Below are 15,156 nucleotides of genomic sequence, written 5' to 3' on the forward strand. Positions count from 1 at the left end.
ATCGCCACCCGGTCGAGGCGAACGGGCGGTGAACCCGTGGTTCCAGGGATCCGCTAACCTCTGCCGACAGCCGCCCGGCCGGACGGGGGAGGGGCGGACCCGCCTGCCGTCCCGCCTGCCAAGGAGTGAGTTCGACTGCGGACCGCAATCCTGATCGGCCCGCCCGTCCCCGGGTCCCCCCTGGAGAGCGACCTCGAGTCGCTGGGGTACGACGACGTGCGTACCGCCGCAGACGTGGCCGACGCCGCCACCGTGCTCGCGCTGCTGCCCGAGGACGGCCGGGTCGCGCTCGTCGACAGCCGCTTCGTCGGCCACCGGCACAGCCTGCGCCTCACCCTCGCCGACCCCCGCTTCCCCGGCGCGGCCGTGCCCGGCGTGGTCGCGGTGCGGACGCCCGCGGCCCGTACCGCCCTGTCCCGCGCGGTGATGCGCAGCCGGACCCTCGACGGCGTCGCCGAGCAGACCGCCGCGCAGCTGGCCGACTCCGACGGCCCGCTGGCCCGGCCGGAGCTGGGCGTCCTGGTGGCCTCCGTACCCGAGGACGCCCTGGCCCGGGCGAAGGCGACGGACGCGGTCGCCGCAGTGGACGAGGAGAAGGCCCGGCTGCGCGCCGCGGTGAAGAGCCGCGACGGGTTCTTCACCACCTTCTTCATCAGCCCCTACTCGCGCTACCTCGCCCGCTGGTGCGCCAACCGCGGCCTCACCCCGAACCAGGTCACCACCGCCTCCCTGGCCACCGCCGTGCTCGCGGCGGGCTGCGCGGCCACGGGCACCCGCGCCGGCTTCGTCGCCGCGGGCGTGCTGCTGCTGCTCTCCTTCGTGCTGGACTGCACCGACGGGCAGCTCGCCCGCTACTCGCTGCAGTACTCCACGATGGGCGCCTGGCTCGACGCCACCTTCGACCGCGCCAAGGAGTACGCCTACTTCGCGGGCCTCGCCCTCGGCGCCGCCAACGCCGACGGCGACGACGTGTGGGCCCTCGCGCTGGGCGCCATGGTGCTGCAGATCTGCCGGCACGTGGTGGACTTCGCCTTCAACGAGTCCATCGCCGGCACCGCCGCCGCGGCGGCCAACACCAGCCCGACCGCGGCCCTCTCCGAACGGCTCGACCGGCTCGGCTGGACCGTGTGGCTGCGCCGCATGGTGGTGCTGCCGATCGGCGAGCGCTGGGCGCTGATCGCCGTCCTCACCGCCGTCACCACCCCGCGCGTCGTCTTCGTCGTGCTGCTCGTCGGCATGGGGCTCGCCGCCTCGTACACCACCGCGGGCCGGGTGCTGCGCTCCCTCAAGCGCCGCGTCCCCAGGAGCGAGCAGGCGCTGAGGGCCCTGGACGAGCTGACCGACACCGGACCGCTCGCCGAGGCCGCCGCCCGCTCCCTGCGCGCCCCCGCGCGCTCCCTGCCCCCGTACGCCGCGCCCGCCCTGGCCGCCGCCGGCGGCGCGCTCCTCGTGGCGCTGGCGCTCTTCACCCCGTACGGCAGCTGGTGGCCCCTCATAGGCGCGGCCGGCTACGTCCTGACCTCGGCACTCGCCGTCGCCCGGCCGCTGGCCGGCCCGCTGGACTGGCTCGTGCCGCCGCTCTTCCGGGCCGCCGAGTACGGCCTCGTCCTGGCGCTCGCGGCGCGCTCCGAGGTGAACGGAGCGCTTCCTGCGGCTTTCGGACTGGTGGCCGCGGTCGCCTACCATCACTACGACACCGTGTACCGCATCCGCGGCGGCACGGGTGCGCCCCCGCGCCGCCTGGTGCGGGCGATCGGCGGGCACGAGGGACGGGCGCTGGCGGTCACGCTGGCAGCTGCCCTGCTGACCGGCACGCGCTTCACGTTCGCGCTCGCGGCCATCGCCGTGGCCGTGGCGCTGGTGGTGCTCACCGAGAGCATCCGCTTCTGGGTCTCCTCCGGAGCCCCCGCTGTACACGACGAAACAGGAGAACCCGCATGATCGGCCTCGTGCTGGCGGCCGGCGCCGGAAGGCGTCTGCGCCCCTACACCGACACCCTGCCGAAGGCCCTGGTGCCCGTCGACGGCGAGACCACCGTCCTCGACCTCACCCTCGGCAACTTCGCCGAGATCGGGCTCACGGAGGCGGCGATCATCGTCGGCTACCGCAAGGAGGCCGTGTACGAGCGCAAGGAGGCCCTGGAGCGCGCGTACGGCCTGAAGCTCACGCTGATCGACAACGACAAGGCCGAGGAGTGGAACAACGCCTACTCCCTGTGGTGCGGCCGGGACTCGATCCGGCACGACGTGATCCTCGCCAACGGCGACACCGTCCACCCCGTCTCCGTCGAGAAGACCCTGCTGGCCGCCCGCGGCGACGGCAAGAAGATCATCCTTGCCCTCGACACGGTCAAGCAGCTCGCCGACGAGGAGATGAAGGTCGTCGCCGACCCCGACAAGGGCGTCCAGCGGATCACCAAGCTGATGGAGCCGGCCGAGGCCACCGGGGAGTACATCGGCGTCACCCTCATCGAGGGCTCCGCCGCGGACGAGCTGGCCGACGCGCTGAAGACCACCTTCGAGCGCGACCCCGACCTCTACTACGAGGACGGCTACCAGGAGCTGGTCAACCGCGGCTTCAAGATCGACGTCGCACCCATCGGCGACGTCGCCTGGGTCGAGATCGACAACCACGACGACCTCGCCAAGGGCAGGGAGATCGCGTGCCGGTACTGACCCGCCTGATCCCGTCGCCGCTGACGGTCGACATCCGGGCCGGGGCGCTGGACGACCTCGCAGACCTCCTCTCCGACCAGCGTGTCGCGCCGTCGGGCCGGCTCGCGTTCGCCATCAGCCCCCGCTCCGGGCAGGCGCTGCGCGACCGCTTCGCGCCGGCGCTGCCCGGCGCCGACTGGTTCGCCGACGCCGACGGCACCATCGACGGCGCCGTACGGCTCGCCGACTCCATCAAGAGCACCGGCCGCTACGACGCCGTCGTCGGCCTCGGCGGCGGCAAGGTCATCGACTCCGCGAAGTACGCCGCGGCGCGCGTCGGCCTGCCGATGGTCGCCGTGGCCACCAACCTCGCCAACGACGGCCTCTGCTCGCCGGTCTCCACCCTCGACAACGACGCGGGGCGCGGCTCGTACGGCGTGCCCAACCCCATCGCGATCGTCATCGACCTCGACGTCATCCGCGAGGCCCCGCCGCGCTTCGTCCGCGCCGGCATCGGCGACGTGACGTGCAAGCTGTCCGCCGTCGCCGACTGGGAGCTGTCCCACCGCGAGACCGGCGAGCCCATCGACGGGCTGGCCGCCGCGATGGCCCGCAGCGCCGGCGACTCGGTGCTGCGCCACCCCGGCGGGATCGGCGACGACGACTTCCTCGTCATCCTCGCCGAGGCGCTGGTGCTCTGCGGTATCGCGATGTCGGTGGCCGGCGACAGCCGCCCGGCCTCCGGCGCGTGCCACGAGATCAGCCACGCCTTCGACCTGCTCTACCCGAAGCGCTGCGCGCTCCACGGCGAGCAGTGCGGTATCGGCGGGACCTTCGCCACGTTCCTGCGCGGCGACCGGGAGACGGCGCTGCTGATGGCGCAGGTGCTGCGCCGGCACGGGCTGCCCGTGCTGGCGGACGACATCGGCTTCGCGGACGACGAGTTCGTGAAGGCCATCGAGTTCGCGCCGCAGACCCGGCCCGGCCGGTACACGATCCTCGAACACCTCGACCTGTCCACCGACCAGATCAGAGACGCCTACGCCGACTATGCCAAAGCCATCGGTAGCTGAGCTACGGCCCGTGGTCCACCCCCCGGGGGTGAAGGACCGGCGCAGCGGAGAACACTGGGCCGGCCGCCTGTACATGCGCGAGATCTCGCTGCGTGTGGACCGACACCTGGTGAACACCCGGGTGACGCCCAACCAACTGACGTACGTCATGACCCTCGCCGGCGTCCTGGCCGCCCCGGCGCTGCTGGTCCCCGGCATCGCCGGAGCCCTGCTGGGCGTGCTGATGGTCCAGCTGTACCTGCTGCTCGACTGCGTCGACGGGGAGGTCGCCCGCTGGAAGCAGCAGTTCTCCATCGGCGGCGTGTACCTCGACCGGGTCGGCGCGTACCTCTGCGATGCCGCGGTGCTCGTGGGCTTCGGCCTGCGCGCCGCCGACCCGTGGGGCGAGGGATCCGTCGACTGGCTCTGGGCCTTCCTGGGCACCCTGGCCGCGCTGGGCGCCGTGCTGATCAAGGCGGAGACCGACCTCGTCGGCGTCGCCCGCCACCAGCAGGGCCTGCCGCCGGTCAAGGAGTCCGCGGCCGAGCCGCGCTCGTCGGGAGTCGCCGTGGCCCGCAAGGCGGCGTCGGCGCTGAAGTTCCACCGGCTGATCCTGGGGATCGAGGCGTCACTCGTCATCCTCCTGCTGGCGATCCTCGACCTGATCAAGGGGGACCTGTACTTCTCCCGACTCGGTGTCGCCGTACTCGCCGCGATAGCGATGCTGCAGACCCTCCTTCACCTGGTCAGCATTCTGGCCTCCAGCAGGTTGCGGTGAGCCGAATGACATATGAACACCAGCCCCGGCGGCAGGCGGCCGACAACCCGGAGGAGCTCCGGCTCGGCGCCGTCGTGATCACGATGGGCCAGCGCCCCGAGGAGCTGCGCGCGCTGCTGGAGTCGGTCGCCAAGCAGGACGGCCCGCCCATCGAGGTGGTCGTCGTCGCCCAGGGCGTGACCGTGCCCAACATCCCGCAGGGCGTACGGGTCGTGGAGCTGCCCGAGAACCTCGGCATCCCCGGCGGGCGCAACGTCGGCATCGAGGCGTTCGGCGAGGGCGGCCGCGACGTCGACGTGCTGCTCTTCCTCGACGACGACGGTCTTCTGCCACAACAGGACACGGCCCGGCTGGTACGCGAGGCGTTCGCCGCGGACCCGCGCCTGGGCATCGTCAGCTTCCGCATCGCCGACCCCGAGACCGGGGTCACGCAGCGCCGGCACGTGCCCCGGCTGCGCGCCTCCGACCCGATGCGCTCCTCCCGCGTCACCACGTTCCTCGGCGGCGCCAACGCGGTGCGCACGGCGGTGTTCCAGGAGGTCGGCGGGCTGCCGGACGACTTCTTCTACGCCCACGAGGAGACCGACCTCGCCTGGCGCGCGCTGGATGCCGGCTGGCACATCGACTACCGCGCCGACATGGTCCTGCACCACCCGACGATGCCGCCCAGCAGGCATGCCACGTACCACCACAACGTGGCCCGCAACCGGGTCTGGCTGGCCCGCCGGAACCTGCCCGCGCTGCTCGTCCCGGTCTATCTCGGTGTCTGGTTCCTGCTCACAGTGGCACGCAGCCCCTCGCGGGCTGTGCTGAAATCATGGCTCGTAGGCTTCCGGGAGGGCTGGCGCGCACCGTGCGGGCCGCGCTCGCCCATGAAGTGGCGTACGGTGTGGCGGCTGACCCGGCTGGGACGACCGCCCGTGATCTGACAAGCTCGTACCGTTGAGTGTCTGAGGACGAAAGTTACCGACTGTGAGCGATACGGCAGTGGGCGCTCCGCCCAAGCGCCATCCCGACGACGGGCTGTCCCCGGCCGAGCTGGCCGCCAAGTACGGCCTCTCGGTGAGCGGCGCGCGCCCCGGTCTGCCCGAATACGTGCGGCAGCTCTGGGCGCGCCGCCACTTCATCATGACCTTCTCGCGCGCCAAGCTCACCGCGCAGTACAGCAAGGCGAAGCTGGGCCAGCTGTGGCAGGTGCTGACACCGCTGCTGAACGCCACGGTCTTCTTCTTCATCTTCGGCCTGCTGCTGGGCGGCCGGGGCAACATGACGACCGGCCAGTACATCCCGTTCCTGGTCACCGGGGTGTTCGTGTGGACGTTCACGCAGCAGTCGGTGATGTCAGGGGTGCGCTCGATCTCGGGCAACCTCGGGCTGGTGCGGGCCCTGCACTTCCCCCGCGCGGCGCTGCCGATCTCGTTCTCGCTGCAGCAACTGCAGCAGCTGCTCTACTCGATGATCGTCATGGTGGCGTTCCTGCTGTCCTTCGGCTTCTACCCGCGGTGGACGTGGCTGCTGGTCGTGCCGGTCCTCGCGCTGCAGTACGTCTTCAACACCGGGCTGGCGATGGTCTTCGCCCGCCTCGGCAGCGACACGCCCGACCTGGCCCAGCTCATGCCGTTCATCCTGCGCACCTGGATGTACGCCTCGGGCGTGATGTTCCCGCTCTACCACATGATGGAGCGGGCGAACGCGCCCACGTGGGTGGCCGACACGGTGGCGATGAACCCGGCCGCTGTATACATGGACCTGATGCGCTACGCCCTGATGGGCGACTTCCCCGACAGCAACCTGCCCCCGTTCGTCTGGCTGCTGGCACTGGGCTGGGCCGTCCTGGTCGGCGCGTTCGGGTTCGTGTTCTTCTGGAAAGCTGAGGAGCGATATGGCCGTGGCTGAACATCCGACGAGCCGCGCCGAGACCGACACGCCCGGCGACGGGCGGGTCCCGACGGTCATCGCGGACGACGTGCACATCGTGTACCGGGTGCTGGGCGGGGCCCGCGGCAAGGGCAGCGGCTCCGCCGCCCTGACCCGGATCCTGCGCCGCGAGCGGAGCAACCGGGTGCGCGAGGTGCACGCGGTGCGCGGGGTGAGCTTCACGGCGTACCGCGGCCAGGCGATCGGCCTGATCGGCTCCAACGGCTCCGGCAAGTCGACGCTGCTGAAGGCCATCGCCGGCGTGCTGCCCGCGCACAGCGGCACGGTGTACACCAACGGACAGCCCTCGCTCCTCGGCGTCAACGCGGCACTGATGAACGACCTGACGGGCGAGCGGAACGTGATGCTCGGGGGGCTGGCCATGGGCATGACCCGCGAGCAGATCCGCGACCGGTACCAGAGCATCGTCGACTTCTCCGGCATAAACGAGAAGGGCGACTTCATCACCCTGCCCATGCGGACGTACTCCTCCGGCATGGCGGCGCGGCTGCGGTTCTCCATCGCCGCGGCCAAGGACCACGAGGTGCTGATGATCGACGAGGCCCTGGCCACCGGCGACCTGCGGTTCCGCAAGCGCTCCGAGGCCCGGCTGCGCGAGCTGCGCAAGGAGGCCGGCACGGTGTTCCTCGTCAGCCACACCAACAAGTCCATCCGCGACACCTGCGACCGGGTGCTGTGGCTGGAGAAGGGCGAGTTGGTGATGGACGGGCCGACGGACGACGTGCTGAAGGAGTATCAGGAGTTCTCGAAGCGGTAGCCGCGCGTACGCGCAGAAGGGCCCCGCCGCACGCCGCGGCGGGGCCCTTGCCGTGCGTTTGGCGCCCTCACACCCCGGCCGGGGTGCGGTCCGGCCCGGGCGCCGCGGCGGGACCGGGCCCGGCCTCGCTCAGCCCGACGCGGCCGTGCACCCGGCGCAGCCAGCGCGGCGCGTACCAGGCGCGCTCGCCCAGCAGCCGCATCGCCGCCGGCACCAGCACGCCGCGCACGGCGACGGCGTCGATGAGGATGGCCAGGCCGCTGCCCAGGCCGAACATCTGCAGGAAGCTGACCTCGCCGGTGCCGAAGGCGAAGAAGCTGACGGCCAGCAGCCCGGCGGCCATCGTCACGATCCGGCCGGTCCGCGCCAGCCCGTCGGTGACCGCGGCGGCGGTGCCGGCGCCCGCGTCGTGCAGCTCCTTGATGCGGCTGGTGAGGAAGACCTCGTAGTCCATCGACAGGCCGAAGGCGATGCAGAACATCAGCACGGTCATCGCCGTGTCCATCGGCTGCGGCGTGAAGCCCAGCAGCCCGCTCAGATGGCCGTCCTGGAAGATCCACACCATCGCGCCCATGGCCGCGGCCAGGCTGACGGCGTTCAGGAGGACCGCCCGCAGCGGCTGGACGACGCTGCCGGTGAAGAGGAACAGCAGCACGAAGGTGGTGACCAGGACCATCCCGATCGCCAGCGGCAGCCGGCTGCCGATGCTGTCCTTGGCGTCGACCAGCTCCGCGTCGGTGCCGCCGACGAGGGTCTCGACCCCGCCGGGGGCGGGCACCGCGCGTACGTCCCCGACCAGTTGCTGCGCCGCGGCCGACTTGGGCGCGGGCTCGACGGAGACCGTCAGCCGCTGGGCGTCGGGCCGCCCGAGCGCGGCGGCGCCCGGGCGGGCGGGGCCGGTCGCGCCGTCCGCGTACGTGCCGTTGCTCGCGTCGACCCGGGCGACGCCGTCCAGCCGGGACAGCTCGGTGGCGTACGCGGTGAGGTCGGGCCCGGTGACGGCGCCGGTGGTGACGACGTCGACGGCCGTGCTGTCGTCCACGGCGAAGTCCGCGCGCAGCGCGGTGGCCACCTGGCGGCTCTGCGCGCTCTCCGGCAGCACCCGCTCGTCCGGGGTGCCGTAGCTGACGCCCAGCAGCGGGGAGGCGGCCAGGAGCAGCACGCCGAGCACGGGCAGCGCGGTGAGCGCCGGCCGGCGCATGACGGCGGCGGCGATGCGGCCCCACAGCGGCGCGTCGGTGCGCCGCATGGCCCGGGCGCCGGGGATCCGGCCGCGGTTGACGCGGTGGCCGAGGACGGCGAGCAGGGCGGGGACGATCACCAGCGCGCTGACCGCGGCGATGGCCACGACGCCGATACCGGCGTACGCGAAGGAGCGCAGGAAGTACTGCGGGAAGACCAGCAGCGCGGCGAGCGCCGCGACGATCGTGGCGGAGGAGAACGCGATCGTACGGCCCGCGGTCGCCACCGTGCGCCGCACGGCCGCCGGTACCTCGTCGCCCGCGGCCAGCTGCTCGCGGAACCGGCTGACCAGCAGCAGCCCGTAGTCGATGCCGAGGCCGAGGCCCAGCGCGATGGTGAGGTTGACCGAGAAGACCGAGACGTCGGTGAGGCTGCCCAGCACCCACAGCTCGGCGAACGTGCCGAAGACGGCGACCAGGCCGATGGCCAGCGGCAGCAGCGCCGCGACGACGCTGCCGAAGGCGAGGACCAGCAGCACGAGGGTGACGGGTACGGCGATCGCCTCGGCCAGCGCCAGGTCGGCGGCGACCTGGGTGGAGACGTCGTTGCTCACCGCGGCCCCGCCGCCGGCCCGCACGGTGACGCCGTCGCGGGTGCCGGTGTACTCGTCGGTCAGCGCCCTGGCGTGGTCGGCCTCCTTCTCGTCGCCGCCTTCGACGTGCGCGAGGACGAGGGCCTGGCTCCCGTCCTTCGACGTCAGCCCTGCGCCGCCGCGGTCCCAGTACGACATCACGCTGCCGACCGCGGACTCCGCGCGCAGCCCTTCGGTCACCTCCAGCCCCCGCTCGCGGGCCGCGTCCCCGCCGAGCCCCCCGGACTCGGCGGAGACGAGCAGGACCAGGTTCGTATCGCCCCCGAATCTTTCCTCGACCACCTCCTGCGCCCTGCTCGACGGCGACCCCGGATCGCTGAAGCCGCCGGCGCTGAGCTTGCCGAAGGCCCCGAAGCCGAGCGCCGCCATGGCGACGACCGCGACGGCGGCGAGTGTGAGCACGAGCCGGGTCCTGCGCAGTACGAGCTCCGCAATGCGTGTCAGCACGGTGCTCCCCTTCCCATGTTTATGGCGTTAACATTGACCCTTGCAGGTGATGTTAATACTGTCAACATGAGGCATGATGCGGCTATGAGCGAGGGCAGGGGCGGGAAGGCCGGATACCACCACGGCGACCTGCGTAACGCGCTGGTCGACGCGGCGTCGGAGCTGGCCCGCGGCGGCGGGCCCGAGGCGGTCGTGCTGCGCGAGGCGGCCCGGCGCGTCGGCGTGTCGCCGACGGCCGCGTACCGGCACTTCGCCAACCAGGCCGATCTGCTCCAGGCCGTCAAGGACGAGGGGCAGCGGCGGCTGGCGGACTCCATGGAGGAGGCGATCGCCGAGACCGAGCCGCCCCCCGGCGGCGATCCGGCCGCAGCCGCCAAGGCCCGGCTGATGGCCCTGGGCTTCGGCTACGTCCGCTTCGCCGTGACCGAACAGGGCATGTACCGCACGGCCTTCTGCCGGGTCGGACCCGACCGGGAGAAGTGGACCCACGAGGGCGGCGCCGCCGAGCTGCGCCCCGGCGACGCCCGCTCCTTCCGGCTGCTCGTCGGCGCCATGGATGCCATCGACGCCGCGGGTGCGATGCGGCCGGGCTCGCGGACGGGCGCCGAGTTCGCCGCCTGGTCCTCGGTGCACGGGCTCGCCATGCTGATCCTCGACGGGCCGCTGCACGAGGTGCCGCCCCCGCAGCGGGACGCGATCGTCACCCGCACGCTCACCACGATCTTGGACGGACTCACCGTGTGACCCGCCAAACCCCTTGCGCACGACGGCGTTTCGCGCTTCCCCGGGAGCCCGCGAATTGAGGTGACCACCGCATGCCGCGTCTTCGTCCTGTACGGCGTACGCTGGACCGGTGCTGTTTGGCGGCATGTGGGCGATAAGGGAGCTTGGGGGTCGCCCCGGACCTGCTCGGGGTCACGACGCCGGCGGCGGCGTGTCCGGAATGGGCACATCTGGGTACGCGGTGTAGAACGGGAGTCGTGACGGCTATGGCGAAGACGAAACCCCAGCTCGAAGGCGCCCCCGCCGTCTGCGCCCCGGGGGCGGCGGCCCAGGGCAGTCGCCGGTGACCCCGGCCGACGACGCCCCGTCGCGCGCCGTACTCGGCCAGGCCGCCGACGAGAACTTCCCCGTGGCCCCGTTCTTCCTGCCCCGTGCCTGGCGCACCGACCTCATGGCGCTCTACGGCTACGCCCGGCTCGTCGACGACATCGGCGACGGCGACCTCGCCCCCGGCGGCGCCGACGCCGCCGCGCTCGGCCTCGGTGCCGACGACCCCCTCGCCCTCCTCGACGCGCTCGAAGCCGACCTGGAGCGGGTCTTCACCCCCGGCGCCGCGCCCGGCCACCCCCTGCTGCGCCGGCTGCAGCCCACCGTCCGCCGCCACCGGCTGTCCCCGCAGCCGTTCCACGGCCTGCTCCAGGCCAACCGGCAGGACCAGAAGATCCGGCGCTACGAGACGTACGCCGAGCTGGAGGGCTACTGCGAGCTGTCCGCCAACCCGGTCGGCCGGCTCGTCCTCGCCGTGACCGGCACCGAGAGTCCCGAGCGCATCCGGCGTTCGGACGCGATCTGCACCGCTCTGCAGATCGTCGAGCACATCCAGGACGTGGCCGAGGACCTCGGCCGGGACCGCATCTACCTCCCGGCCGAGGACATGCGCCGCTTCGGTGTCACCGAAGCGGACCTCGCCCGCCCCCGCGCCGGCGAGCCGGTGCGCGCCCTGATCCGGTACGAGGCCGACCGCGCCGCGCGGCTCCTCGACGAGGGCACGCCCCTCGTCGCCAGCGTGCGCGGACGGCTGCGGCTCCTGCTCGCCGGCTTCGTGGCCGGCGGGCGCGCGGCGCTCGCCGCCGTCGCCGCCGCCGGGCACGACGTGCTCCCCGGACCCCCGAAGCCCACTCGCCGCAGGCTGCTGCGCGAGGTGGGGTCGACCCTGCGACGAGAGGGGTGACCGCTTCGTGACGACACCGTCGCGCGCGGCCTACGCATCCGCACAGGTGCTCACCGCGTACCGGTACTGCGAGGCCGTCACCGGCCGGCAGGCCCGGAACTTCGCGTACGGCATCAGACTCCTGCCGTACGACAAGCGGCTGGCGATGTCCGCGCTCTACGCGTTCTCGCGCCGGGTGGACGACATCGGCGACGGCGATCTGCCACCCGAGACCAAGCGCACCCGGCTGGCGGACACCCGGCGCCAGCTCGACCGCATCCGGGCCGGCGAGGTGGCCGAGGACGACACCGACCCGGTCGCCGTGGCGCTCGCCCACGCCGCGCGCCGGTTCCCGATCCCGCTGGGCGGGCTCGACGAGCTGATCGACGGCGTCCTCGCGGACGTGCGCGGCCAGGAGTACGAGACCTGGGAGGACCTCAAGGACTACTGCCGCTGCGTGGCCGGCGCCATCGGACGCCTCTCCCTGGGCGTGTTCGGCACCGTGCCCGGCGCCCGGCACTCCGAGCGCGCCCCCGGCTACGCCGACACGCTCGGGCTCGCGCTGCAGCTGACGAACATCCTGCGGGACCTGCGCGAGGACGCCGCCGAGGGCCGCAGCTACCTGCCGGCGGTCGACCTGGCCAAGTTCGGCTGCTCCGCGGGCTTCCACGGCGACACGGCACCCCCCGGCTCGGACTTCCCCGGGCTGGTGCAGTTCGAGGTGCGCCGCGCCCGCGCCCTCTTCGCCGACGGCTACCGGCTGCTGCCCATGCTCGACCGGCGCAGCGGCGCCTGCGTGGCGGCGATGGCCGGGATCTACCACCGGCTGCTGGAGCGGATCGCCGCCGACCCCGAGGCCGTGCTGCGCGGCCGGGTGTCGCTGCCTGGCCGGGAGAAGGCGTACGTCGCGGTCCGCGGCCTGGTCGGCGTCGACGCCCGGCAGGCGAGCCGGAGGTCCCGGTGACCCCGGCGCCCGCCGCCGCGGCCCTGCCGCACGTACGGCACGGCGGCCCCGTAAACACGGCGCGCGGGACGGACCGGGAGCGCCCGGAGGCGCCTTCGGCGTGCGCCGCGGCGCACGGGGCGCAGGGGCGTGCGCCACGGTCGGGCAAGGTGTGCCGCACGGTGCGGCGGGCCAGACATAGTGGGTGGCGATTCGGGTGTGGGGAGGTGGCCGGTGATGGCTGACCCCGGCCCGGAAAGACGGCCGCGGGCCGTCGTGGTCGGCGGCGGGCTGGCCGGAATGACCGCCGCGATGGGACTCGCCGACGCCGGCGTCGACGTCACGCTCCTGGAAGGCCGCCCGCGCCTGGGCGGGCTCGCCTTCTCGTTCCGCCGCGGCGACCTCTCCGTCGACAACGGCCAGCACGTCTACCTGCGTTGCTGCACCGCGTACCGCTGGTTCCTCGACGAGGTCGGCGGCAGCGGGCTCGCCCCGCTGCAGGAGCGCCTGGACGTGCGCGTGCTGGACGCCTCGGCGCCGGCCCGCCGGGGCGCGGGCCCGCGTGCGGGACGGCTCGGCCGCACCGACCTGCCGGTGCCGCTGCACCTCGCCGCCGGCCTCGCCCGCTACCCGCACCTGTCGCTCGCCGAGCGCGCGAGCGTGGGCCGGGCCGCCCTGGCGATGCGCCGGCTCGACCCCGCCGACCCCGCCCTGGACGGCGTGGACTTCGCCAGCTGGCTGCACCGGCACGGGCAGTCGCCGCGCGCCGTCTCGGCGCTGTGGGACATGGTCGGCGTCGCCACCCTCAACTCCTTCGCGCCGGAGGTCTCCCTCGGGCTGGCCGCGATGGTGTTCAAGACCGGGCTGCTCACCGAGCGCGGCGCCGCCGACATCGGCTGGGCCCGCGTGCCGCTCGGCGAACTGCACGACACGCTGCCCCGCCGCCGGCTGGAGCGGACCGGCGCCCGCATCATGCTGCGCGCCCGCGCCACCGAGCTGCGCCGCGCCCCCGCCGGCGGCTGGCAGGTCGACGTCGCGACCGGATCCGAGCGGACCGGCGCCCCGGGCACGACGCTGGACGCCGACGCCGTGGTCCTCGCCGTACCGCAGCGCGAGGCGCACGGGCTGCTGCCGGCCGGTGCGATCGACCACAAGGACCGGCTGCTGCAGATCGGCACCGCGCCCATCCTCAACCTCCATGTCGTGTACGACCGGCGGGTGCTGCACTCCCCGTTCGTCGCCGCGATCGGCACCCCCGTGCAGTGGATCTTCGACCGCACGGACACCTCCGGCCTCGCCGACACCCCCGGGGGCCGGGGCTGCCAGTACGTGGCGGTCTCCCAGTCCGCCGCGCAGGACGACATCGAGCGGCCCGTCGGCGAGCTGCGCGAGCGTTACCTCCCCGAACTGGCGAAGCTGCTGCCCGACGCCCGCGGCGCCGGGGTACGCGACTTCTTCGTCACCCGCGAGCGCACCGCGACCTTCGCCCCGGCACCGGGCGTCGGCCGGCTGCGCCCGGGTTCCCGGACGCACGCACCCGGCCTCGCACTCGCGGGCGCGTGGACCGCCACCGGCTGGCCCGCGACCATGGAGAGCGCCGTCCTCAGCGGCCTCGCTGCGGTCCGCGAGACCCTCGGTGGCCTGGGTCGAGAAGTGCCGCGGAACCTGCTGGAAGCAGTTTGAGATCCATCCGAGGAGAGAACGTGCCCCGTCCAGAACCGGACACCGACACCGCGGCCACCCCCGGCGCCGCCGAAGTCCTGGCCTTGCTGGACCACGCCCGGGAGCTGACCAACCCCGTGCTGCGTACCGTCGTCGACCGGCTCGTACCCCCCATGGACACCGTCGCGGCCTACCACTTCGGCTGGATCGACGCGCAGGGCAACCCGGCGGACGGAGACAGCGGCAAGGCCGTACGCCCCCTCCTCTCGCTGCTCGCCGCCGAGGCCGCCGGCGCCTCCGCGGAGACCGGGGTCCCCGGCGCCGTCGCGGTGGAACTGGTCCACAACTTCTCCCTCCTGCACGACGACCTGATGGACGGCGACGAGCAGCGCCGCCACCGCGACACCGTGTGGAAGGTGCACGGCCCCGCGCAGGCCATCCTCGTCGGCGACGCCCTCTTCGCGCTCGCCTGCGAACTGCTGCTCGACCTCGAAACGCCCGAGGCGGCGCGCGCCGCCCGCCGGCTGAGCACCGCCACCCGCAAGCTCATCGACGGCCAGGCGCAGGACATCTCGTACGAGCACCGCGAGAGCGTCACCGTCGCCGAGTGCCTGGAGATGGAGGGCAACAAGACCGGGGCACTGCTCGCGTGCGCCTGCTCCGTCGGCGCCGTGCTCGGCGGCGCGGCCGACGACGCCGCCGACGCCCTGGAGCGCTACGGCCTCCATCTCGGCCTGGCCTTCCAGGCCGTGGACGACGTGCTCGGCATCTGGGGCGAGCCCGCCGTCACCGGCAAGCAGACCTGGAGCGACCTGCGCCAGCGCAAGAAGTCCCTGCCGGTGTGCGCGGCGCTCGCCGCCGGCGGCCCCGCCTCGGCCGAGTTGGCGAAGACGCTCGCGGCCGACGCCAAACACGCCGATGACCGAAATACCCATGCGGAAAACGACTTCGACGAGGAAGAATTCGCGGCCCGGGCCGCGTTGATCGAAGAAGCCGGCGGACGTCGGTGGACTCAGGAGGAGGCACAGAGGCAGCACGAGAGCGCTCTCGCTTCGCTGGACGGGGTGAAGATGCCCGACGACATCCGCGAACGGTTCGTCGCACTCGCCGACTTCGTCGTCGTACGCCGGCACTGACACCGACGCCCGGGCCCCGCGT

The 15,156-nt window shown here is 73.2% G+C and carries 13 protein-coding genes; 12 read left to right on the top strand and 1 reads right to left on the bottom strand.

The genetic code is table 11. The annotated features are described in order from the left end of the window. The first annotated feature begins 135 nt into the window (after window positions 1–135). Genes LG396_RS26070 through LG396_RS26100 form a run of 7 tightly spaced genes read left to right on the top strand, consistent with a single transcriptional unit; the run spans window position 136 to window position 7,179 of the window. Window positions 136–1,941, top strand: coding sequence for a DUF5941 domain-containing protein (locus LG396_RS26070; RefSeq protein ID WP_225796719.1), 1,806 nt, complete (start codon window positions 136–138; stop codon window positions 1,939–1,941). Further along, a complete protein-coding gene (locus tag LG396_RS26075) occupies window positions 1,938–2,675 on the top strand; it encodes a phosphocholine cytidylyltransferase family protein (RefSeq protein WP_018843793.1) in 738 nt (245 codons plus the stop codon). Before LG396_RS26070 ends, LG396_RS26075 begins: the two co-directional genes overlap by 4 nt. Then, window positions 2,663–3,727 carry an iron-containing alcohol dehydrogenase family protein gene (locus LG396_RS26080; RefSeq protein WP_018838711.1) on the top strand — a complete coding sequence of 355 codons (1,065 nt, stop codon included), beginning with the start codon at window positions 2,663–2,665 and terminating at the stop codon, window positions 3,725–3,727. The genes LG396_RS26075 and LG396_RS26080 overlap by 13 nt, the downstream gene beginning before the upstream one ends. After that, window positions 3,705–4,484 (top strand): CDP-alcohol phosphatidyltransferase family protein, encoded by a 780-nt coding sequence (locus LG396_RS26085; protein WP_051102912.1) that lies wholly within the window; start codon window positions 3,705–3,707, stop codon window positions 4,482–4,484. Before LG396_RS26080 ends, LG396_RS26085 begins: the two co-directional genes overlap by 23 nt. Window positions 4,485–4,489: 5 nt before the next feature. Then, window positions 4,490–5,413 (top strand): glycosyltransferase family 2 protein, encoded by a 924-nt coding sequence (locus LG396_RS26090; RefSeq protein ID WP_037751133.1) that lies wholly within the window; start codon window positions 4,490–4,492, stop codon window positions 5,411–5,413. Between the two features lie 58 nt (window positions 5,414–5,471). Further along, window positions 5,472–6,380, top strand: coding sequence for an ABC transporter permease (locus LG396_RS26095; RefSeq protein ID WP_018838708.1), 909 nt, complete (start codon window positions 5,472–5,474; stop codon window positions 6,378–6,380). Next, window positions 6,367–7,179, top strand: coding sequence for an ABC transporter ATP-binding protein (locus tag LG396_RS26100; protein ID WP_018838707.1), 813 nt, complete (start codon window positions 6,367–6,369; stop codon window positions 7,177–7,179). Before LG396_RS26095 ends, LG396_RS26100 begins: the two co-directional genes overlap by 14 nt. Before the next feature lie 67 nt (window positions 7,180–7,246). Here the strand turns inward: LG396_RS26100 and LG396_RS26105 are convergent, their stop codons facing one another. Beyond that, window positions 7,247–9,460, bottom strand: coding sequence for an MMPL family transporter (locus LG396_RS26105; protein WP_225796620.1), 2,214 nt, complete (start codon window positions 9,458–9,460; stop codon window positions 7,247–7,249). Window positions 9,461–9,544: 84 nt separating this feature from the next. Between LG396_RS26105 and LG396_RS26110 the strand changes: the two genes are divergently transcribed. The 5 genes from LG396_RS26110 (at window position 9,545) to LG396_RS26130 (ending at window position 15,134) form a co-directional block, all read left to right on the top strand. After that, window positions 9,545–10,204: a TetR/AcrR family transcriptional regulator gene (locus LG396_RS26110; RefSeq protein ID WP_018838705.1), complete on the top strand. Its 660-nt coding sequence runs from the start codon at window positions 9,545–9,547 to the stop codon at window positions 10,202–10,204. 322 nt (window positions 10,205–10,526) lie between these two features. Beyond that, window positions 10,527–11,414 carry a squalene synthase HpnC gene (gene hpnC / locus LG396_RS26115; protein ID WP_225796621.1) on the top strand — a complete coding sequence of 296 codons (888 nt, stop codon included), beginning with the start codon at window positions 10,527–10,529 and terminating at the stop codon, window positions 11,412–11,414. Window positions 11,415–11,421: 7 nt separating this feature from the next. After that, window positions 11,422–12,357: a presqualene diphosphate synthase HpnD gene (gene hpnD / locus LG396_RS26120; protein ID WP_018843790.1), complete on the top strand. Its 936-nt coding sequence runs from the start codon at window positions 11,422–11,424 to the stop codon at window positions 12,355–12,357. Between the two features lie 216 nt (window positions 12,358–12,573). Next, complete coding sequence (hpnE, locus tag LG396_RS26125; RefSeq protein ID WP_225796622.1) at window positions 12,574–14,019, top strand: hydroxysqualene dehydroxylase HpnE; 1,446 nt, start codon at window positions 12,574–12,576, stop codon at window positions 14,017–14,019. A gap of 20 nt (window positions 14,020–14,039) precedes the next feature. Next, window positions 14,040–15,134: a polyprenyl synthetase family protein gene (locus LG396_RS26130; RefSeq protein ID WP_037751121.1), complete on the top strand. Its 1,095-nt coding sequence runs from the start codon at window positions 14,040–14,042 to the stop codon at window positions 15,132–15,134. Window positions 15,135–15,156 lie beyond the last annotated feature (22 nt).

The organism is Streptomyces aculeolatus (genome assembly GCF_020400605.1).
Classification (GTDB): Bacteria; Actinomycetota; Actinomycetes; order Streptomycetales; family Streptomycetaceae; genus Streptomyces; species Streptomyces aculeolatus.

Coding starts and splice junctions, on each gene's coding strand:
- LG396_RS26075 (WP_018843793.1), top strand. CDS start 1,938: ATGATCGGCCTCGTGCTGGCGGCCGGCGCCGGAAGGCGTCTGCGCCCC.
- LG396_RS26085 (WP_051102912.1), top strand. CDS start 3,705: ATGCCAAAGCCATCGGTAGCTGAGCTACGGCCCGTGGTCCACCCCCCG.
- LG396_RS26090 (WP_037751133.1), top strand. CDS start 4,490: ATGACATATGAACACCAGCCCCGGCGGCAGGCGGCCGACAACCCGGAG.
- LG396_RS26100 (WP_018838707.1), top strand. CDS start 6,367: ATGGCCGTGGCTGAACATCCGACGAGCCGCGCCGAGACCGACACGCCC.
- LG396_RS26110 (WP_018838705.1), top strand. CDS start 9,545: ATGAGCGAGGGCAGGGGCGGGAAGGCCGGATACCACCACGGCGACCTG.
- hpnE (WP_225796622.1), top strand. CDS start 12,574: ATGGCTGACCCCGGCCCGGAAAGACGGCCGCGGGCCGTCGTGGTCGGC.